Origin of the sequence: Agromyces neolithicus (assembly GCF_039529735.1) — a bacterium.
GTDB lineage: Bacteria > Actinomycetota > Actinomycetes > Actinomycetales > Microbacteriaceae > Agromyces > Agromyces neolithicus.
Genome location: NZ_BAAANJ010000009.1, coordinates 52,350 through 72,808, shown reverse-complemented (window position 1 = coordinate 72,808; position 20,459 = coordinate 52,350). Strand labels below are relative to the sequence as shown.

Below are 20,459 nucleotides of genomic sequence, written 5' to 3'. Positions count from 1 at the left end.
CACTTCGGCACTTCGGCACTTGGGCACCGAGCAGTGACCCGATGCAGCGGCGCACGCCGGTGGTTTCGATTCACGGCAGCCCGGCGCGGGTGAACTCCAGCTGAAGCCGTGGGCGGCGGCGGTGCCTCTCGCGGAGGTCGGCGATGAACGCATCGACGCCTTCCGCCGACGACGGGTCGGATGCGGCGAGCCGCCGCATCCGCTTCAGTCTGCGCGCGGCGAACCGATAGTGCTGCGCGTCGGCCCTGATGAGCTCGCCTTCGACGAGTTCGCGGAGCACCGGCAGCACCGTCGACGCATTCGCTGCGTCACGGAGCGTGGCGACCGCTTCCCGGTGCGCGTCGCCGGCAGCGCGGTAGCCGAGCACGTGCCCGCAGATCGCATCGCTCGCGGCGATCCCGGCGCTGACGGCGATCTCGGCCGCGTGCTCCCACTCGTGCGGGCTGTCGCCGCCGAGTTGCAGCTCGGCACTGACCAGCCGCGTCTGCGCATCGCGAAGACGAATGCGTACGGCCGCGGCATCCATCGGGTGTCGTCGCCCGGTGACAGGACTCACGAGACGGGCCGATGCTGCCCTCCGGACAGCGGTCGTCCGTGGACGAGAATGCCGTCGGCGATCACACTGCCGACCAGCGGGTCACGCTCGCCCTGGCGGCTCTGCAGCTCAGAGCGGGTGACAGCGAAGATCTGGGCCTGGTTTCCGGTGATACGTTCCGCGTGTTGCGCCAACTGGTAACTGAAGTCAGCCTGAGCATCGGGATCGACGCCGTCGGGGTATACGACGAACAGGTCGAGATCGGATTCGAGCGTCGACTCCCGCCGGGCAACGGAGCCGTAGACGACGACGGTCAGGTCGAGCTCGGGAGGCAACTCGTCACTGCAGAACCGGTCAAGCGCATCGAATACGCGCGCGCGGGCTTCGAGTGCCGATTCGATCACCTCCCAGAGCACGTGTTGCCGATTCGGGCGGTAGATGATCGCCGGAGGGCGAGCCTCAGCATCGACGAGACCGAGGCGCACGAAGTTGGTGAGTGCCCGGTGCACACTCGTCGTGGAACCGACGCCGGCGAGTCGATGAACCTGCCGGCCCGAGAAACCCGCATCGCTGCGGCACCCTCAGATCCACCCCTGCTGCCACGCCGTCTCGGCGGCCTCGTGCCGCGACGCGGCGTCGAGCTTGGTCATGGCCGACGACAGGTAGTTGCGCACGGTGCCCTGCGCGAGGTGCAGGCGATCGGCGATCTGCTGCACGCTCATCGTCGACCGGCTGTGGCGCAGGGCGTCGAGCTCGCGGTCGGTCAGCGGGCAGCGTTCGGCGGTGAGCGCGGTCGCGGCGATCTCGGGGTCGATGTAGCGGCGCCCGGCGGCGACGTCGCGGATGACGTGCGCGAGGTCTTCGGCCGCAGTCGACTTCGGCACGAACCCCGAGACCTTCGAGGCGAGCGCACGCCGCAGCACGCCGGGGCGTGCATGCCGGGTGACGATGACGACGCGCGTCGGCACCTCGGCGAGAATGCGCGCGGCCGCCTCGAGCCCGTCGGCCTCGGGCATCTCGAGGTCGAGCAGGCACACGTCGGGCGTCGTCGCGATCGCCTGTTCGACCGCGGTCGCGCCGTTGTCGGCGCTCGCCACGACCTCGATGTCGGGCTCGAGGTTCAGCAGGGCGACGAGCGCGCCGCGAATCAGGTGCTCATCGTCGGCGATCAAGAGACGGATGCCCCGTGGGCCGCCCGCCTCGTCCGTCTCGGCCGCGCCGCGCACGCTCGAGCCTTCGCCCCTCACACCGTCACCTGCGCTCGCACGGGCACCGTGGCACGAAGCTCGAAGCGGTCGCCCGGGACATCCGTCGATGTCTCGATCGTGCCGCCGACGGCGGCGAGCCGCTCGCGCAGCCCCGCGAGGCCCGAACCCTCAGCGCGGGGAGCGGTGCCGGGCTCAGGCGCATCCGTCACCGCGATGCCGTCGTTCACGATGGTGAGCTCGCAGCGCCCACCGGTGGTCGCCAGCACGATCGTCACGGTCGTCGCCGCGCTGTGCCGCAGGATGTTCGTTGTCGCCTCGCGCACGACCGAGGCGAGCGCGCTCTGCGCCGAGGCGTCGGTCGGCAGCGGGCCGAGCCGCAGGTCGCAGGCGGCACCGGAGGCGGCGAGCACCTCGCGGGCGTTCTCGAGCTCGTCGTCGAAGGCGACATGGCGGTATCCGGCGACGAGCGAGCGGGTCTCTTCGAGGGCCTGCTTCGCGATCATGCGGGTCTCGTGCACGAGCTCGCGCGCGGCCGCCGGGTCGCGTTCGAGCAGGCGCTCGGCGAGCTCGGACTTCAGCGAGATGACCTGCAGGTGGTGCCCCTGGATGTCGTGCAGGTCTGACGCGAACCGCAGCCGCTCCTGCGTCACGGCGAGCTCGGCGGCAGTGCGCCGGTTGCGGTCGAGCTGCACGACGACCTCCCACCACCACATGCTCGACAGCAGCATGAGCGGCAGCAGCGCCGAGAAGACGCCGATCATCCAGGTGCTCGACGAGTTCGCGTACGTGGGCGTCTCGCCCGTGATCGCCGCCGCGAGCACGGGGTGGGCGATGAACGCGACGAAGCCGGCGAGCAGCACGAGTCGCCGCGCCGGCTTCGGCAGCAGGGCGGCGATGAGGGATGCCGCGGCCCACAGCGGCACGGCAGCCGCGAGCGCATCGACCGGCGCGAACAGGCCGAGCACCCACACGAGTGCGGCGGGCGCGACGAGCGCGACCGTCCAGCCGACGTGCGGCAGGCCGCCGCCGCGACCGACGCGCAGGAACCAGCAGTAGCGCAGCTGCGTCGCCGTGGCGACGAGCGTCAGCGCGACGAGGGCGAAGACCCCGCCGGTCGAGTAGCGAAGCGTATCGAGACCCGTCGCCCCGCCGGTCGACGAGCGAAGCGTCTCCCCGTCGGTCGAGTAGCGAAGCGTATCGAGACCCGTCTCGAGCATCGTGAGCGCGACGATCACGTCGAGAAACCCGTAGAAGAACACGATCGACGCGAGCGTGTAGAGCCACGTGGTGTGCACGCTGCGGGCGGGTTCGGCAGGCATGTGGTCGAGCCTAGGCCAGTGACATTTGTCACGGCCTAGCGTGCGTGAACGCACGCGGAGAGGTGACGCGGTGGCACTGCCGCGGTGCGGGTGGATCTCGGAGGCTTGAGCCATCAGGTTGCGGGTGTTCCCGCGGCTCGGCCCGGTACTTCGGTACCGCCCTACGAAAGGACTTCGTCATGATCGACGCCCTGCAGGACTTCACCGCCTCGTTCCCCGACTTTCTGCAGTGGCTCGGGGTGATGATCGTGGCGGCGATCCCGTTCGTCGAGTCGTACTTCGGCTCGGTCATCGGCGTGCTCATCGGCCTGCCGACGCCGGTCGCGATCGGCGCCGCCGTGATCGGCAACATCATCTCGATGCTGATCTTCGTGCTGACCGCGCACGGCGCGCGCACGAAGGCGGTCGCGAGCCGGCGGCGCAAGCGGGCGCTGGTCGCGGCCGGGGCGTCGGGCGGAGCATCCGATGCCCTCGATGGCGCCCTGGACGCGTCGGACGCCGCCGAAGACTCGCCCCGCCGCGAGAAGCTGCGCCGCGCGTTCGACAAGTACGGCGTCGCGGGCGTCAGCATCATCGGCCAGACCATGCTGCCGAGCCAGATCACCTCGGCGGCCATGGTGTCGTTCGGGGCGAACCGCAACGCGGTGATCTTCTGGCAGATCATCTCGATCGTGCTCTGGGGCGTGGTATTCGGGGTGCTGGCGTCGCTCGGGGTTTCGCTGTCGCGGTGAGGGCCGAGCGCAGAAAAGTGACAGATCACGTACTTTTCTGCGCGACGCATATGTCGAACCCAGTTCTGATCGACCTCGTGCTCAGCCCGCTGCTGTCTGCCCGCGCGAGGCAACTGGGGCGCCCATGGTGAGGTCCACGACACCGTCGAATGCCGATCGAACGGTTACGCGTACCTCCTCAGCGATCTGTCGCATTGCTGCAGGCACCGGAGAGTCATCGAGGGTCGAGCCGCCCATGCGGCTGAAGAAGTCACCCACACTACTTTCCCTCGCGATAGCCCGGTAATCGTGTGGAAGATCGTCGACATGAGCGCCTCCGTCGTGGTGGGCGAGCCACAGAACAACGTTCGAGCGAGAAGCTTCGGTTCCATGCGAGTCGAAGATGCGCGGGATGCCCCACCAATACCCGAAGGCCACGCGATGCGGTCCGAGAGGAACCTGGGTGAACGCAGGTTCCCAGGTCGTGGCACCGTGCGGAATGACGGTGAGCAGCGAGCCGACTGGAGCCACGCCCCGTTCTCGCACCATTCGCACGGTGCGGGCCCCGCCGGGCACGGTGCCGTCGGCCCAGGGCAGGAGTGATGTCACCCCCATCCGCGAGAGGAGGCCACGCCCCATGACGGAGTCGCGTACAAGGACTCGAACGGCAGTAGCGAGACGCTTCGCCTCAGCGCGAACGCCCTCGTCGAATCGCGAGCACGATGCGTCGATGAACCCGATCTGGTCACGCAGGTGTTCGATGTCATCGGGCGCGAAGGTCAGCTCCGGAAGCTCGCGCGCGCATCGACGGAGACGGCGCTCGGTGTCTTTGCTGCTCGCACTCACATCCACTCCCGAATGCTATGGGACACCACGCAGATGCGAGAGCCCGCGAATTGGGTCGTGCGCCGGGTGGGACGCATCCGAGACATGCTGACTCGCGCTTGGGGCGTCGGGGCGTCGCAGATCAGTGTGCGGACGACCACCGCCAATCAGTTGCTGTCCATCGACTCTCGGTAGTAGTTGTTGCGAATCGGCCCGGCCTGGGCGAGCGGCACCGCGCAGGCCGGAGCGGCGGCATCCGAACGCCCTCCACCGCCGCGGCGCAGCCGACGGTCGCCGAACGCAGCGTGCCGCGCGTCGAGTGCGCCGACGCGGTGCTTCAGCGTGAGCAGCAGCGCGGCAACGCGGTCACGGTGGTGCCGCTCGAGGTCGTGCGCATCCTCGATGCATGCGGGCGCGCACGGCGAGCGCGCGGATCTTCGTGACGGTGTCGCGGCGCCAGTCTTGGTAGACCTCCTCGGGCCGGCACGCGAGCCGCTCGAAACGATCGTCGATGATCGCAAGGCGCAGCTCGAGCGCCTTCACATCGGCGAAGAACGTCGGTCGATCGACGTGGTGCTTCGCCGCGGGCGGTGCGGGCGGCGTCCCCGTCGAACGAAGGTGGTGCGCCATCGCGGCGCTGAGATGCGAGTCCAACCCCATGGTGTCTCCTGCGGTGACTCCGGGCTCAGCCGAAGATTGCGACGCTAGATGGGGCCACCGACATTCGTCGTTTCGAGCGTGATCGAAAACGGCGATCCGTCCGGGTGCGACAAACGGGGTTGACAGCACTCAACGAGCGCTGCGCACCTGAGAGCCCGAGCCGCGCGCCGAGGTGCTCGATTTCCCAACTCCTCCAATACGGACCTCAGCGTGACGTACCAACCACCGCAGATCGGGAGCGCAGCATGCTCAAATCACTCTCACGCAGCGCGCCGCACGCTTTGCGCCAGCTCAACGAGTGGCACTAGCTCTTCGCCGACTTCCAAGGCCCAGTACTCGAACCCGCTCACATTAGTGACTCCGAGATAATGCGTCGCTTCATCGAGAGTGTCGAACTCGTGAACACCGTCGATAAGGATTGTTCCGTCTTCCGTGACCACGGCATCAATGACGCTTGCCGGGTCGACGGGGTCAAGCGCATGACCCGGCTGCAAGAGCCCAGCGCTCACGAGTTCGACCAGCGACCACTCGTCTTCCGCCGTTTCCACAGAGAGTGGGAGCGAACTGGCTGCAGCTGAGGTGCCTGCCCCGAGCTTCTCGAATGCGTCTCGGGTGACTTCAGCAATGAGTTTGCGGCGCGCCGTGAGGAACTCGTCATAGGTAAGGCTCTCCCACTGGTCGGGGAGCGCGTGCCAGTAACGCTGCTGAGCGAGCCAGGACGGGTCACCCCCGCGCTCGGCGACGAGCTCGGGCCAATACTCCGCCGGCGGTCGATCGCTGATCCGGATGTTCGTGTCCCAATCGGTCGGGGCGAAGTTCGCGACCTGATTGATGCGCTTGATGTCAGTCGTACCGAGCACATTCTCTTGGTACTTCCGGGGGAAGAGATGGTGTCCTTCGAGGCCCTTGACGGCCGGAAGTCCTGGGTTCATCCACTCGCTGACAGGCATCTTCAGCATGAACATGTCCGCACCCGCCACATTCAGCGCCGCAAGGTAGCACTGGTACTGGGGTGACAGCGCTGAGCTCGACGAGATCAGCCACTGCGGCATCTGGTAGGTCCAGAAGTCCGGTGTGAGGTGGGTGGCAATCGTCTCATCAACGAAACGCTTGAACCCAGCGGCACCCGCCTCCTTCAGCTCAGCCAGACGATCCAGGTCCTTTTGAAGCTGCGACTCACCGCTGCCGGTATAGCGGGAGGTCAACTGCGACATGAAGATCCAGCGAGCGATGAGTACCCGAAGCTGTGGGAGTTCGACCCCAAACCTCGTGCGCCCGAGCAGGAAGATCACATAACTGGCGACGATGTTGGTTGTCGAGGTGATGCCCTTCCGGGACCGAAACCCAGCCACCTGCAATGACCGAATGAACTCGGTCCAGTGCAACGGGTTGGTCACCGTGGGCAATGCGTCGATCAGCAGCTTGAGCTCGCTCTCCTGACGCGCTGAATCGACAACCCCCGTCACGCGGTTCTTCGCTTGCAATGCAGCATATGCATCTGTTAACTTCGCGCGATCCTGACCGATCGCAACGAGCGCTCGCACGAGGTGCCCGGTCTCGACATTGATGTACGGGTTCTTCGCGGTCCAGTCGACGCGGTGGCCAACGATCTCACTTGCACGCTCCGGTGAAATACGCGAGTTGCGCGCGAACGCCTCGATCGCTTCGCGGCCCTCGGGCCAGAACACGCTCAACCACGTCAATATGTAGTCGTAGGCCTTGAGGCTCACGCCCTCGGAATTGATACGAACGAAGATGTCTGCGACGGTCCTCTTGTCCACTTCGTTCTGAATGTGGACGACATCGAATGTGTAGGTCTGAAGTGCGTGCAATCGCACGAAGATATCGGCCAACGCATCGTCCTGCTCATCGGCGAGGTCCAGCCCGGATGTGCGATAGCGACGGACGAATTGCCTGTGGGCTGCCAGCGGTGACGTAAAGCACGTGGAGATGTCCTCGACCCAGCTTGCCGACTTCGCAATCGCTGGGCTGCGCACCTCGAACTTCTCCGTGAAGGGATTGAAGGAGATGGTGATCTCCTTCGAGCGATAATTCTCATCACGCACAGGCCTGCCCTTGATTGCGGCGAAGAGGCTCGTGAGGCGCTGCTGTCCGTCGACGATCTGATGGGCAGCGCCGACCGCAGCCGCGCCACCGATCGCGCGCGCCTCACCCTTTGCGGGCACATCCCAGAACATGAGCTCGCCGACCGGGTAGCCCCGGTACATCGAGTCGAAGAGATCGCGAACCTTCGCAGTCGGCCAGACGAATGGTCGCTGCAGGTCGGGGAGCTGCACTGAACCGCTCTCGACCGATGCTACGAGCGAGCCAACCTGCCATGCCACGGTCCTGAAGATCGCGCCCATCGTCGAACCATCCATCCCATTCGTTCGCTGCAGAGATCCAGTCGCCACCATAGCCACTTCGAGCAGAATCCGTCTCCCGGTGTCGGCCTTGCCCCAGTTCGGGGGGTCCCGGAGCTTCAGCCCGACCATCGCGATCAAAGTCGTGCGGTTGCCGCCTAGGGTCGTCCTGAACCCCGAGGAGGACCACCGTTGGTTGACGATCTCCTGCACTGGATCGCTTCGCGCATCGAAACAGATACCACGCTCGCAGACGAGAGCAAGCCGCTCGTGCTCGCCGCATTGGAGGGAGACGCCGAGCTCGCCGATCTGGCGGGGTACACGCCTCCGAAGCTCGTCGCCGTCGAGGACGAGAAGGCTCCCGAACCGGTCGGCGCGTTTCTCAAGCAGATCAAGGTTGAGGGGTTTCGCGGCATCGGGCCCGCCGCACAGCTCGACATCGAGCCGGGCCCCGGGCTGACGATTATCACCGGTCGCAACGGGTCGGGAAAGTCGAGTTTCGCCGAGGCGCTCGAGATGGCGCTGACCAGGACGACCTACCGGTGGGCACACCGCAGCAAGCAATGGGAAGACGCGTGGCGCAACATCCACTCGCCGAATCCCGCCCGGGTCGACGTCACGCTCGTCGAGGAATCCGTCGGTCCGACTCGCCTCTCGGTGACATGGAATGCGGATGCCGCGTGGTCTGAGGCATCCGTCACCCTGCAACGGCAAGGGCAGAAACGCAAGGGAGGAGCCGAGAGCCTCGGCTGGAACGGCCCCCTCGAGACGTACCGACCGCTCCTCAGCTACGAGGAACTCGGCGTGACGCTCACCGGGGAGCCCAGCAGGTTGCACGACGCGATCGCGACAGTGCTCGGCCTCGAGCAGCTCACCGAGGCGATCAAGCGGCTCGGTATTCGCAATCGCGAACTCGCCGCTCCGGGAGCGGCCGTCGCCGCCGAGAAGAAGGCCCTCACTGCCACGCTGGCGCAGCTCGACGATGAGCGGGCGCTTCAGGCACTCACGCTTGTCAAGAAGCGCAAGCACGACCTGCAGGCACTCAGCGATCTTGCCACTGGCGTCAGCGGCGAGGAATCGGAGGAGGCCGCCTGGCTTCAGGCGATCCTGTCACTGGCACTGCCATCGATCGACAACACGGAAGGGGCGGTCGCGGAGCTCCGCTCGGCGGTGGCCGAGATGGCGAATGCCGGAGATACGGCGGCCGAAGAGCTCGAACGCCGGATGAGCCTGCTCGATGCCGCCCTCGAACTGCACCGCCACGAGGGCGACCAGCCGTGCCCGGTTTGTGGTGTGGGCGCGCTCGATGAAGCGTGGGCGCGCAGCGCAGCGAGTGTCGTCACATCGTCGCAGGCTGAGCTCGACGGGCTGCGGCGAGCAAGGGCTCGACTCTTCACGACGCGTACAAATGCACGCGGGTTGATCGCCCCTGTTCCCCACAGCGTGACAGATGGAACCGACATCGGCCTCGCCGACGAGCTCACCGCAGTCCGCGACGCATGGGATGCCTGGTCGGAGGCGCCTGAGGGTGATCTCACGCTCTGCGACCACATCGAGACACATCGCATCGCGCTGAGCGACACGCTCGACGCGCTGCAGTTGGCCGTCCAGCAGATCGTCAGCGCTCGGGATGACGCGTGGTCGAATGTGGCCGTTCAGCTCGCGGCGTTCGTCGAGGCATCCGAACGATGGGAGATCCAGCAGTATGAATCGGAGGCCACGAAAGCGGCACTGAAATGGCTCAAGGAGAACGAGGTGGAGCTCAAGAACGAACGCGTCCGCCCGATCTCCGAGCGGGCCTCGGAGATTTGGGAGAGCCTTCGGCAGGAGAGCAACGTCGGAATCACCGGGCTGAAGCTCGAAGGCGCGGCGACGCGTCGGCGGGTCGCGATCGAGGCGTCCGTCGACGGCCAGGAGGCGGGCGGTCTCGCGGTGATGAGCCAAGGGGAATTGCACGCGCTCGCACTCGCGTTGTTCCTCCCGCGCGCAACGATGCCAGCGAGTCCGTTCCGATTCGTCGTGCTCGACGACCCAGTTCAGGCGATGGATCCGGCCAAGGTCGATGGGCTCGTGGAAGTGCTCACGAGCATCGCAGCAAGCCGACAAGTGGTGGTGTTCTCGCACGACGACCGCCTCGCCGCCGCAGTGCGCCGCGCGCAGGTCAAGGCACGGATTCTCGAGGTTACGCGGCAAACGGGTTCCCTCGTCGAGGTGACGAATACGTTCGATCCTCCGCAGCGCTATCTGCGCGACGCCGCAGCGATCGTCAAGGACGCGGGGCTGCCGGATGCCACGCTGCGACGCACGCTGCCCGGGATGCTCCGCCTTGCAGTTGAGGCCCAGGCGAGCGGTTCTACGCCGCCGAGCTCTCACGCGGTACCGCTCACGCCGAGGTCGAGTCGACATGGGATGCGAACAAGACGACATCCAAGCGCATCGCGCTTGCTCTGTATGGCGAGCCGAGGGCGCTCGACCCGTGGCTCGACAAGCGGCCGGGCCGACGAGTGGGACTCGGCATCTGCACGACGGCCGTGCATGTCGGCCTGACCGGAGATCCGAACGCCGCCGTCGACTCGGTTCGGCGGATGGTCGAAGACATTCGCGACGGCGTCAAGTGAGCGCGACGCTCGACCAGGCGCGCGGGCTCCTCAGTTCGCCGGCTTCAGCTCGATCGCACTCGTTGCGGGCAGCATGCTGGCTCGCCCGAGTCGCGCTCGAGGATGCCGTCCGCGACCTGCTGCAGAGGAAGTCACTCGAGCCCGGGGAGGGCAACATGCGGAGCCTCTTGGTCTGCCTAGAGGTGGCGTACCTCGAGGATTACGCCGCGCTCGTGGTGCGGGCAGAGTACGCGTGGAGTCGACTCTCGGATGCGTCGCACCATCATGCGTTCGAGCTCGGGCCCACTTTCGGTGAAGTCAACGGGCTCATCGACGCCGTCGCTCTGGTGGAGGCCGGCAGCCGATGAGCATCGAAGCCCCGGTTTTGGGCGAGCTCGTCGACGGATGTCTGTGCATGGACATATGGTGAACCTGATCTCATTCCTCGGCCGGGAGGCGCAACGTATGCAGAGAGCGGCATTGACCGAAGCTGCCCACAGGGGGCGGTTGGAGCAGCCCAGTGCTTACGCCGATGGAGCTCCCGCGCTGCGGCTTCGTTCACATCAGGTCGGGGCGGATCGTGGAAACTGAGGATTGCCCGCCGAGCGGCCTTCTGATGGCATCGATGCGAGCGGTTGGGTACTCGCTCTCAACTGCTGTCGCTGACATCGTTGACAACTCAATCGCCGCCGGAGCGTCCACAGTCGAGGTGCTCTTTGACGGTTCTGCCGATGACCCGTACGTCGCCATCCTCGACGACGGAAGGGGTATGGATCCTACGGACGCTCGAACAGCAATGCGCCTCGCTGGAACCAACGCCACCGAGCAGCGGGACGCCGCAGATCTGGGTCGCTTCGGACTCGGTCTGAAGACTGCTTCCCTCTCTCAATGCCGAAGACTGACGATGGTTACCAAGCGCGAGGGAATCACGACGGGGCTGAGCTGGGACTTGGATCTCATCGAGAAGACTGGCGCTTGGACCCTGATCGTCCACTCGGCAGCCGAACTTGAATCAGTCCCCTACTTCGGCGAATTCGACAAGCTGCCATCAGGGTCGTTGGTGGTCTGGACCAAGCTCGACCGACTTCTCGACGACGAGCACGACAAAGGCCATTTCCTCGATGCCCAGATGATGGTCGTTCGCGATCACCTCTCGTTGGTCTTCCATCGATTCATCACAAGCGATCGCGCGGCGCGCGTGCAGATCGGCATGAACTTTCGTCGCCTCGTCGGACTTGACCCATTTCTTTCTCGTTCGAAACAGACCCAGGTCGATCGGGAGGAAGAGGTCGCGGTCGGCGGGTCGCGCGTCACCGTTCAGGCGTTCACGCTCCCCTACCTCAACAAGATGTCAAAGGCGGAGCGCACCATCGCCACCGCCCACGGCTCGCTGCGCGATTCGCAGGGGTTCTATGTGTACCGCGCAGGTCGGCTCGTGGTGTGGGGCACGTGGTTCCGCCTCACCCCAAAGAACGAGATGGGCCGCCTGACACGCGTCCGCGTCGACATCCCGAACTCCTTGGACCACCTCTGGAGCCTCGATATCAAGAAGTCCGCGGCTGTTCCTCCCACCGCCGTGAGGAACAGGCTTCGTGAACTCGCAACCAAGTTCGTTGAGCCCAGCGAGCGGATCCACACATTCAGGGGCAGGAAGGCGAGCGACGCCTCAGGCGTCGTGCGGACTTGGTCAGTCATCGAGGATCGAGACGCGACGCGGTATGAGATCAACCGCGACCATCCCTCGGTACAGAGGCTGTTCGACGCGCTGCCCGGCGAGTTGAGTGGCCTTCTCGGGGACGCGCTCAACGTCATCGAGTCAACGTTCCCGGTGCAGGATCTCTTCAATCGGATGTCGAACGACACGCCCATCGAACAAGCTGCGACCTCGCCTATTGAACTCTTGATGGAAGCAATGATTCGCGCATGGGAGCTCACGGGCAGGAGCGGCGCGCCCGCGGGATTCGTCGACGTGATGATGCAGACCGAGCCATTCAACCTGCTCGTCGACTACCGCGGAGAGCTCATCGAGACCCTCTCGAACTCCACGACCGAAGGGAACACGTCCGTTGAGTGACATCCGTGCCGCGCAGAAAGTCCAATTCCAGAAGGTGGCATTGACCTGGGCCAGCACCAACGCCAAGGTTCCCGATGAGGTCGCGGTGCGCGACATGCTCCTCAATATGCGCACGTTCATCGGACCGGATCTGTCCGACGATGACATCGAGGATGTGTTCGACCACGTCACCCGCATCCTGAGCATCCACATGGACATGGGCGCTGTCATCGAGGGAGCTCAGTACGTTCCGTGGCTCGAGAAGCGACGAACGACCATCGACTGGCGACTCTGGAGTGCCTATTCTGCGTACCTCGCCGAGCATGGCCGGTCTCCGCTTGTGCTCGATCAGCTCAACAAGTCGCTCGAGAAGATCCTCGACCACATGGGAGATCCGAGCGACGAGGACTCCTGGGAACGTCGCGGGCTGGTAATCGGGGATGTGCAGTCCGGAAAGACCAGCACGTACATCGGCCTCATGGACAAGGCGGCAGACGCTGGGTACCGCATCTTCATTGTGCTCACCGGCAATACGGAGTCACTGCGACGCCAGACCCAGGCTCGCGTAGACGAGGGCATGATCGGAAGGGACTCGGCCGCGGCCCTGATCGGCGCGAGGAAAGGGCTGGGCGGGGATAAGGACAACCGCTTGGGCGTGGGTCTCAAGCTCGAGTCCACTTCCTCGGTCGCGTCGACAACCACCGTGCTGACGGATTTCAGGAAGTCATCGGCGCAGGCGATGAACATTGTGCCGGGCCAGGGCCTGTCCGTCGTCTTCATCACCAAGAAGAATCGGGTCGTCCTCGATCGCATAGCCGATTGGCTCGAGAGTCAGCGGGTTGGCGGTGGAAAACTCAAGCATCCGGTCCTCTTCCTGGACGACGAGGCCGACTACGCCTCCATCAACACCAACAAGGAGGAGGAGGACCCGACCGCGATCAACGCGGCGATCCGTCGAATTCTGGCGACAAGCAGTCGCAACTCGTACATCGGTTTCACTGCCACCCCATTCGCGAACATCTTCATCAACGACGAGGACGACAAAGACCTCTTCCCTCGCGACTTCATCTACGCACTGGATGCTCCATCGAACTACCAGGGCGCCACTACCCTCTTCGGGCCGTCAGAAGAGCTCGATGATCAAGAACTCGACGAGCATCCAGTCATCAGGATCTTGGAGGACGCGGAGGAGTACTTCCCGGCGAGCCACAAGAGCTCCCTGATTGTGAAGGAGATCCCTGAGAGCCTCAGCGAGGCCGTACGAACCTTCCTGCTCGCCAACGCGATCAGAGACCTTCGAGGTGAGCAGGGTTCACCCCGCTCAATGCTCGTCAATGTCTCGCGCTTCAACTTGGTACAGCAACGATTGGGCGAATGGCTCGCTGGGGAACTTGCGGCCTATCGGAATGCAATCAACAGCCACGCGGCAACCTTCGCGAGAGGAAATCCGAATCACGAACTGGAGATGATGAGGGAGACCTTCTGGAGAGAATACGACTCCTCAGAATTCTCTTGGGATGACGTCCTCCAGATGCTTCCCGCGGCCGTGGCCGAGATCGAACTCAAGGTCGTCAACTCGAAGCGAGACAAGTCCAACGAGGAGAAGGAGCTTCGCGATGAGAATGCCCCGCGGCAGATCTCAATCGGCGGAGACCTTCTGAGTCGAGGACTGACTCTCGAGGGTCTGATGGTCAGCTATTTCTACCGACGTACGGCTGCCTCCGACACTCTGATGCAGATGGGGCGGTGGTTCGGCTACCGCGATGGTTACGAGGATGTCTGCCGCCTGTGGCTGTCCGCGGAAGTAGTCAGCGCATACGCGTACACCGCGGACTCGCTGCTCGAGCTCCGTCTCGAATTGGAGCGCATGCGAGATCAGAAGCTCACGCCGCAGCAGTACGGCTTGGCTGTGCGTAATCATCCGGGTGCCCTGCTGATTACGGCCCGCAACAAGATGCGGGCAGCGGAAGTCGGCCAGAAGTCAATCTCCCTGCGTGGCCGTCCAATCGAGTCGACGACCCTCTCCTCGGATATGACCCGTATCAGGGCGAACGCAGTGGCTGCCGACGAGCTCTTCGCCGCGATTCAGTCCTCCGGCATTGGCTCAGAGCAGGTCGGCACATCGAGTCGCCAGATCTGGCGCTCGGTGCCGAAGCACCTCGTGGCGACTTTCCTCGACGCATTCTCCGCGGCTGACTCTGCAGCCCTCTTCCAAGGGAGTGCATTGGCTCGGTTCGCACGGAATGCGCAGGCCGAGGACCTTCAAGCTTGGGATGTGGTGCTCGTTGGAGGTAGCGGCTCGGAAGTCGAGTTGGGAGGTGTCAGCATCAAGCGACCGGTCCGGCGAGCGCTGCTCTCGAATGGAACATGGGTAATCTCAGGATCGAACCGAAGGGTCGCTGGACCCGGCGACGTTGCAACCCCGCTGTCCTCCGCTCGGCGAGCAGAGATCGAGTCGGCGTATCTGGACACCCAGAACGGTTCGGCCAAACGAGCACCAGACACACAGTTCGTTCAGAATCTCGAACGCCCCGTACTGCTGGTTTATCCCGTCGAACGCCGAGGGGGCGAAGGTGAGAACCTTGCGGAACAGACTCTGATTGCCATCGTGATCGCAGTGCCCGGCACCGCCGGCGTCGTCTCAACGACTGACCAGGTCACGTACTGGCTCAACGCCGTTGCAAAGAAGCTCTGGTTCCAGGACTTCGACACCTATGAAGACGATGAAGATGAAGACTGAGCGAACGTTCGCGCTGTGGAATGAGATGCTCCAGTCCGGAGAACCCCAACACCGACTGATCCGCGACCATCCCCTGCACCTCTACTTCGGCGTCGAAAGTGACGGACTACCGGTCTTCTTCCTCGTCAGTGACGTGCAACCTGAGCCGCCGAAGATAGAAGGGCTTGTCAAGACGCAGGTGCGTCGCCGTGACGACCAGAAATGGGTTGCTGTAGTCGCTCTGACTGACGCTGCCTACGCAGACGCGTTCATTGGGATGTGCCTCGAACTCGCTCGTCGGACTTCCGGCACCAACGGCGAGGATGACGGTGTTGGCCTTTTCGATGCGACCCTGACGCACTGGCAGAAGATGCTCTCGCAATTGAGCATGCGCACCCTCTCGCGCGAACAGATGCGTGGGCTGTTCGGTGAGCTGACATTCGGAGTTCACCTCGCCCGGCAAACCTCACTCGCCGAGATGATCCATGCATGGGACGGGCCGATGGGCGCCGCGCAGGACTTCAGGCACCCGACGTTGGGCAACTACGAGGTGAAGTCCATTGGGTTGGACGGCCGCCGAGTGAAGATCTCGTCCGTGGCTCAGCTCGATCCCACGCCTAATGCGAAGGTCGATCTCATCGTTGCCCAGATCGACGAGGATCCGCTCGGGATGTCGCCAGATGGCACGACGCTCGCCGAGCTCATTCGGTCGATTCGCTCAGAGCTCCTGTCGGCGACTGATCTCCTCGAGGAGTTCGACAACAGGATTGCCGCGGTCGGCATTGACACAAGCGACGCGCGTTACGAGGAGGTGCGCTTCGTCTGCGCTGGTATCCGCGCCTACCGGACGGGAGACAGCTTCCCCCGGCTACGAGCCGCCGCTGTCGTGGCAGGGGTCGAGAACGTGAGGTATGAGATCCAACTCACCGCGCTCGAGCCATTCGCGCTTTCTATTGAGAATGCGCTCGCACCCGACAGCCCTGCTGGAATCGGCGAAGGAGCCATCAATGACTGACGAGATCGACGAGTACCGAAGAGAGCTGGAGAACCGCGTTCGAGCTGCGGCTTCCGTCGGAGGCGCCTATACCGGAGAGGCGTTCATCGCTGAGTTGGCCGCCAAGCTGGCCGAGGCTGAGGAGATCAATTCCCTGACCCCGTGTTACTTCGAGGGAACTGGTGCCAGAAACAAGCGGCTGCGGATCGATGGCTTCGACTTCGATGACGAGGAGGGTCACGCGGTCATCGCCGTATCGGCATACTCGAGCGACGACGACATCGGCACGATCACCACCGCCGAGGCGCAGCGACTCTTCGGCCAAGCAGAGGCCTGGGTGGACGGGGTCCTGAGCGGCAGCATCTTCGATCTGCTCGAGGAGAGCAGCCAGGTCTTCGAAGTAGCAGACGAGCTTCGCGACCGACGCGGGAAGTTGTTCAAGGTGCGGATCTACCTCCTGACCAACAATCGGTTGAGCTCGAAGATCAAGGAGTTCCCCTCCGTTGAACGGGGAGGGATCGCTATCGAGTTCCATCCTTGGGATATCGATCGATTTCATCGGGTCGAATCATCTTCGCTCGGCCGGGAGGAGATCGACATAGACCTCCGTGAGTGGGCGCCGGATGGCATTCCGTTCCTTCAGGCAGCGATCACGTCCAAGGATGTGAGTACCTACCTCGCCGTGATCCCGGGATCGGTACTGGCGGGAATCTACCGTCGCTACGGCTCTCGGGTGCTGGAGTCGAACGTCAGGTCGTTCCTCAGCACGCGGGGAAAGGTCAACAAGGGGATCCGTGGCACGTTGCTTCAGCAGCCAGAAATGTTCCTCAGCTACAACAACGGTGTCACCGCCACAGCAACCGAGGTCACGATCGAGACCACCGTTGGAGGACTCGCGATGACCGGCGTGCGAGACCTACAGATTGTGAACGGTGGACAGACGACGGCTTCCCTCTTCTATGTCGAGAAGGATGAGAAGGCTGTTGACCTGTCGGATGTCTTCGTGCAGATGAAACTCATCATTGTTGACGGCGAGGTCGAGACCGAGCTGGTTCCGAAGATCAGCAGGTACGCCAACTCGCAAAACGCGGTAAGCGAAGCAGACTTCTTCTCGAATCATGAGTTCCACCAGCGTATGGAGGAGAAATCACGCAGAATCCTTGCGCCGGCGCAAGCTGGATCTGCCTTCCAGACAAAGTGGTACTACGAGCGCACCCGTGGGCAATACCAGAGCGAGAAGGCGAAGCTCACTGTTGCGGGGGCGCGCAAGTTCGAGGCAGAGTACCCCCGAGCCCAGGTGATCACGAAGACTGACGCCGCGAAGTACCTCGTCTCGTGGTCACAACAGCCTCACGTCGTGAGCGCAGGCGCTCAGAAGAACTTCCTCGCGTTCGCGAATCAGATTGAGGCAGCGTGGAAGGCGGACAACGCACAATTCGGCGATGACTACTTCCGCAGCCTCGTTGGCAAGAGCCTTCTCTTCAACGCTGTCCGCCAAAGGGTGATGAAGTCCGATTGGTATACAACCGGCTACCTCGCGAACATCGTCACCTACACGTTGGCCAAGCTCTCACTCGAGTCCAAGAGGGCGTCAACGGGTGGAGATCTCGACTTCAATCGCATCTGGCTAGCCCAGTCGGTGGACAACGGCCTACTCGAAGTCGGCGACGTGATTGCGGAGCAGGTATTTCAAGTTCTGACTGCGGATAGCCGACCGGTGCTGAACGTGACTGAATGGGCCAAGCGCGAGAAGGCGTGGGAGGCTGTGAAGTCAATCCCTTTCACTGGGGCCGCTTCGCTCAATGAGTTCACGGTCGGTGGCAGCGAGGCGACCAGTGCCAAGCGAGACGCTCGAGCGGATCAGAAGCTGCTCACAGGCGTCGCTGCTCAGATGCACGTGGTTGGGAAAGGCTCCCAGTATTGGAACAGGCTTCGCGAATTCACGAGAACGCTCAAGATGGTGTCCCCTAAGGAACTCGGCATTCTGGCTATCGCGATCGGTGAAAGTGGTCGGGGGCTTCCGTCCGAACTCCAATCCATCGCACTCCTCGATCTCGAGAAGCGCGCCCGTGCTTCGGGATTCACTGGGAACTGAACTCAGGCCCATGCTTGCTGACGTCGAGGGCAGTCATAGAGCCAGACCGGTGATATCGCCTCGTGTCACGCCATCCTTGTCGGCGGCGGCACCCATAATCGAAGCATGGCGCTTCCCTTCGATTTCATTGACCTGTTCGCCGGCATCGGCGGGATCCGCCAGGGCTTCGAGAGCGCCGGCGGGCGATGCGTCTTCACCAGCGAATGGGACCGCTTCGCTCAAATCACGTACACGGCGAACTACGACGATGAGCACCCGATCGCAGGGGACATCACACAGATCGATACCGCCGACATCCCCGACCATGACGTACTGCTCGCGGGCTTCCCGTGCCAGCCGTTCTCGATCGCAGGCGTTTCCAAGAAGAACTCGCTCGGCCGGCCCCATGGGTTCGCCGACCTCACCCAGGGGACCCTCTTCTTCGATGTCGCGCGAGTCATCGCTGCCAAGCGACCGAGCGCATTCCTGCTCGAGAATGTGAAGAACCTCACCCGTCACGACGGCGGCCGCACCTTCTCGACAATCAAGACGGTGCTCGAAAGCGAACTCGGCTACGAGATCCATACCAAGGTCGTCAATGCGTCGCCCTTCGTGCCCCAGAACCGCGAGCGTATCCTCATCGCGGGCTTCGCAACCGGGACCTCATTCAGCTGGGACGAGTTCAGCGCCCCCGAAATTCACCCCAAAATGGCTTCCGTACTTCACTCCGAGGATGGATCGGAGTCGCCGGAAGGGCACTTCACGCTGGGCGAGCATGCCGAAGTCAGCGATCGGTACATCCTTTCCGACCACCTCTGGAACTATCTTCAGGCGTACGCCGAGAAGCACCGGCGAGCTGGCAACGGCTTCGGCTTTGGACTGGTCGGCCCCGATGATCGGGCGCGGACGCTGTCGGCGCGCTACCACAAGGACGGCTCCGAGATCTTGGTATCACGCGGCATCGGCCAGAACCCACGTCGGCTGACTCCGCGAGAAGCGGCGCGCCTTATGGGCTATTCCGACGACTTCGTGATTCCGGTGAGCGATACCCAGGCGTACCGCCAGTTCGGCAACTCCGTCGTCGTACCGGTGATGAAGGAGGCCGCGCGCATCATGGCCCCGCATATCGGGGCCGTTATGGGCCAGGCAACGGCTGCTTGATGGAAGGACTCCATCGATACTTCGATCGCGTAGCAAGCAAGCGGCTCGCACCTGTCGAGTCCTCACGCGTCAGGTCGAACCAGCACGAGTTCAACGGGGTCTCGGGTCTGATCGACATGTTCGGGGGCACACAGCGGCGAACGATCGAAGTGCTTCATTTCGACCTCGACGACCTATTATCCGGCCCCACAGGACTCCTCAACCTCACCTGGTACGACGCCCGCGAAGCTCACCCGATCCGCACCGAGTGGCGGCTGTACTACGATTCATCCCTTGACACATATGTCGCACCGGGTGGACGCATCATCTTCGGCCAGCGTGGGGCCGCTTACCATTGCTTCACAGCGCGACCCGGTGGCGATGGCGAAGCGCTCGCGGCGGAACTGTTCCCGGACACCAGCACGAACCGATTCCGCCTGTCCAATGGCGATCAGCTCTCGGCGGAGCACGTCTCCGCTGCTGCTCAGATCATCCTCGCGGAACTCGGACTAGCCCCGCGCGGCGAGTTCGAGCTTGAGCACTTGGTCGCCGAGGAATTCCCGCACGGATTTCCTCCCGGCGAGACGCTATCTGCGTTCGCGCGGCGGCACACGTTCGGCGTCGATCCGGTGCGCGATCCTGACACCGCCATCACAGCATGGCTGCGGGTCGAGCTCGAGATGTTCAGCTTGCTGGAGAACAAGGTCGCTGGCAAGGAAATGGAGCACGCATCGAGCCTCGATGAAAAGCTCGCCGTCGCGATGCGGACATTCCAACGGCGACGCAGTCGCGCCGGAAAGGCGCTCGAGTACCACCTGAAAGCAGTCTTCGACGCTAACGGGGTGAGCTACAGCCACACCCCGCTCACCGAAGGCGGCGAACGACCCGACTTTCTCTTTCCGTCAGTCGAGGCGTATGAGAACGCGGAGTTCCCGACTGGGCGGCTAACGATGCTGGCCTCGAAGCAGACACTCCGAGACCGGTGGCGTCAGGTGCTGAGGGAAGCTGCGCGGCTTGACGAACGCCATCTCTTCACGACCGACCCAGGACTGAGCGCGGCGCAACGCCGCGCGATGAGCGCAGCGGGGATCCGGCTCGTGCTACCGGCGGAGATTGGAGTGCTCTACGCAATGGACTCCATACCTCCGCTGACGATGGCATCCTTCATCGACCTCCTGAGGCAACGCCGCTAGATCGCTCGGTCACGGGTGGGCGGCAGCTGCTCGACGTTGGCCACACGCGGTCGACGCCAGGACGTACGC

The 20,459-nt window shown here is 63.8% G+C and carries 16 protein-coding genes; 9 read left to right on the top strand and 7 right to left on the bottom strand.

The features are described from left to right. Positions 1-70: 70 nt before the first annotated feature. From ABD164_RS12645 to ABD164_RS12630, 4 genes are all read right to left on the bottom strand, one after another. Positions 71-526: a hypothetical protein gene (locus tag ABD164_RS12645; protein WP_344296637.1), complete on the bottom strand. Its 456-nt coding sequence runs from the start codon at positions 524-526 to the stop codon at positions 71-73. A gap of 26 nt (positions 527-552) precedes the next feature. Beyond that, on the bottom strand, positions 553-951 hold the full coding sequence (locus tag ABD164_RS12640) for a nucleotidyltransferase domain-containing protein (RefSeq protein ID WP_344296634.1): 399 nt from the start codon (positions 949-951) through the stop codon (positions 553-555). Positions 952-1,116: 165 nt separating this feature from the next. Then, positions 1,117-1,716, bottom strand: coding sequence for a response regulator transcription factor (locus ABD164_RS12635; RefSeq protein WP_344296811.1), 600 nt, complete (start codon positions 1,714-1,716; stop codon positions 1,117-1,119). 62 nt (positions 1,717-1,778) lie between these two features. Then, entirely contained in the window at positions 1,779-3,062 is a 1,284-nt protein-coding gene (locus tag ABD164_RS12630; protein ID WP_344296632.1) for a sensor histidine kinase, read from the bottom strand. Positions 3,063-3,241: 179 nt separating this feature from the next. On the opposite strand from ABD164_RS12630, the gene ABD164_RS12625 reads away from it, so the two are divergent. Continuing rightward, positions 3,242-3,793, top strand: a complete 552-nt coding sequence (locus ABD164_RS12625) for a hypothetical protein (protein WP_344296630.1) — start codon at positions 3,242-3,244, stop codon at positions 3,791-3,793. 81 nt (positions 3,794-3,874) lie between these two features. Here the strand turns inward: ABD164_RS12625 and ABD164_RS12620 are convergent, their stop codons facing one another. The 3 genes from ABD164_RS12620 to ABD164_RS12610 form a co-directional block, all read right to left on the bottom strand. After that, on the bottom strand, positions 3,875-4,381 hold the full coding sequence (locus tag ABD164_RS12620; protein WP_344296628.1) for a hypothetical protein: 507 nt from the start codon (positions 4,379-4,381) through the stop codon (positions 3,875-3,877). 582 nt (positions 4,382-4,963) lie between these two features. After that, positions 4,964-5,257: a hypothetical protein gene (locus tag ABD164_RS12615; RefSeq protein ID WP_344296626.1), complete on the bottom strand. Its 294-nt coding sequence runs from the start codon at positions 5,255-5,257 to the stop codon at positions 4,964-4,966. Positions 5,258-5,517: 260 nt separating this feature from the next. Next, entirely contained in the window at positions 5,518-7,833 is a 2,316-nt protein-coding gene (locus ABD164_RS12610; RefSeq protein WP_344296624.1) for a GmrSD restriction endonuclease domain-containing protein, read from the bottom strand. On the opposite strand from ABD164_RS12610, the gene ABD164_RS12605 reads away from it, so the two are divergent. The 8 genes from ABD164_RS12605 to ABD164_RS12570 all read left to right on the top strand — a co-directional run bounded on the left by ABD164_RS12605 (position 7,813) and on the right by ABD164_RS12570 (position 20,390). Further along, the gene (locus ABD164_RS12605) at positions 7,813-10,167 is read left to right on the top strand and encodes an AAA family ATPase (protein WP_344296622.1); all 2,355 of its coding nucleotides are present in this window, start codon (positions 7,813-7,815) and stop codon (positions 10,165-10,167) included. The genes ABD164_RS12610 and ABD164_RS12605 overlap by 21 nt on opposite strands. A 67-nt stretch (positions 10,168-10,234) precedes the next feature. Further along, the gene (locus ABD164_RS12600; RefSeq protein ID WP_344296620.1) at positions 10,235-10,585 is read left to right on the top strand and encodes a hypothetical protein; all 351 of its coding nucleotides are present in this window, start codon (positions 10,235-10,237) and stop codon (positions 10,583-10,585) included. A gap of 212 nt (positions 10,586-10,797) precedes the next feature. Further along, the gene (locus tag ABD164_RS12595; protein ID WP_344296618.1) at positions 10,798-12,291 is read left to right on the top strand and encodes an ATP-binding protein; all 1,494 of its coding nucleotides are present in this window, start codon (positions 10,798-10,800) and stop codon (positions 12,289-12,291) included. Beyond that, the gene (locus tag ABD164_RS12590) at positions 12,284-15,010 is read left to right on the top strand and encodes a Z1 domain-containing protein (RefSeq protein WP_344296616.1); all 2,727 of its coding nucleotides are present in this window, start codon (positions 12,284-12,286) and stop codon (positions 15,008-15,010) included. The genes ABD164_RS12595 and ABD164_RS12590 overlap by 8 nt, the downstream gene beginning before the upstream one ends. Beyond that, entirely contained in the window at positions 14,985-16,004 is a 1,020-nt protein-coding gene (locus ABD164_RS12585) for a PD-(D/E)XK motif protein (protein ID WP_344296614.1), read from the top strand. The genes ABD164_RS12590 and ABD164_RS12585 overlap by 26 nt, the downstream gene beginning before the upstream one ends. Then, complete coding sequence (locus ABD164_RS12580) at positions 15,997-18,078, top strand: AIPR family protein (protein WP_344296613.1); 2,082 nt, start codon at positions 15,997-15,999, stop codon at positions 18,076-18,078. Before ABD164_RS12585 ends, ABD164_RS12580 begins: the two co-directional genes overlap by 8 nt. Positions 18,079-18,183: 105 nt before the next feature. After that, on the top strand, positions 18,184-19,218 hold the full coding sequence (gene dcm / locus ABD164_RS12575; protein WP_344296611.1) for a DNA (cytosine-5-)-methyltransferase: 1,035 nt from the start codon (positions 18,184-18,186) through the stop codon (positions 19,216-19,218). Further along, the gene (locus tag ABD164_RS12570) at positions 19,218-20,390 is read left to right on the top strand and encodes a type II restriction endonuclease (RefSeq protein WP_344296608.1); all 1,173 of its coding nucleotides are present in this window, start codon (positions 19,218-19,220) and stop codon (positions 20,388-20,390) included. The genes dcm and ABD164_RS12570 overlap by 1 nt, the downstream gene beginning before the upstream one ends. Positions 20,391-20,459: the final 69 nt, after the last annotated feature.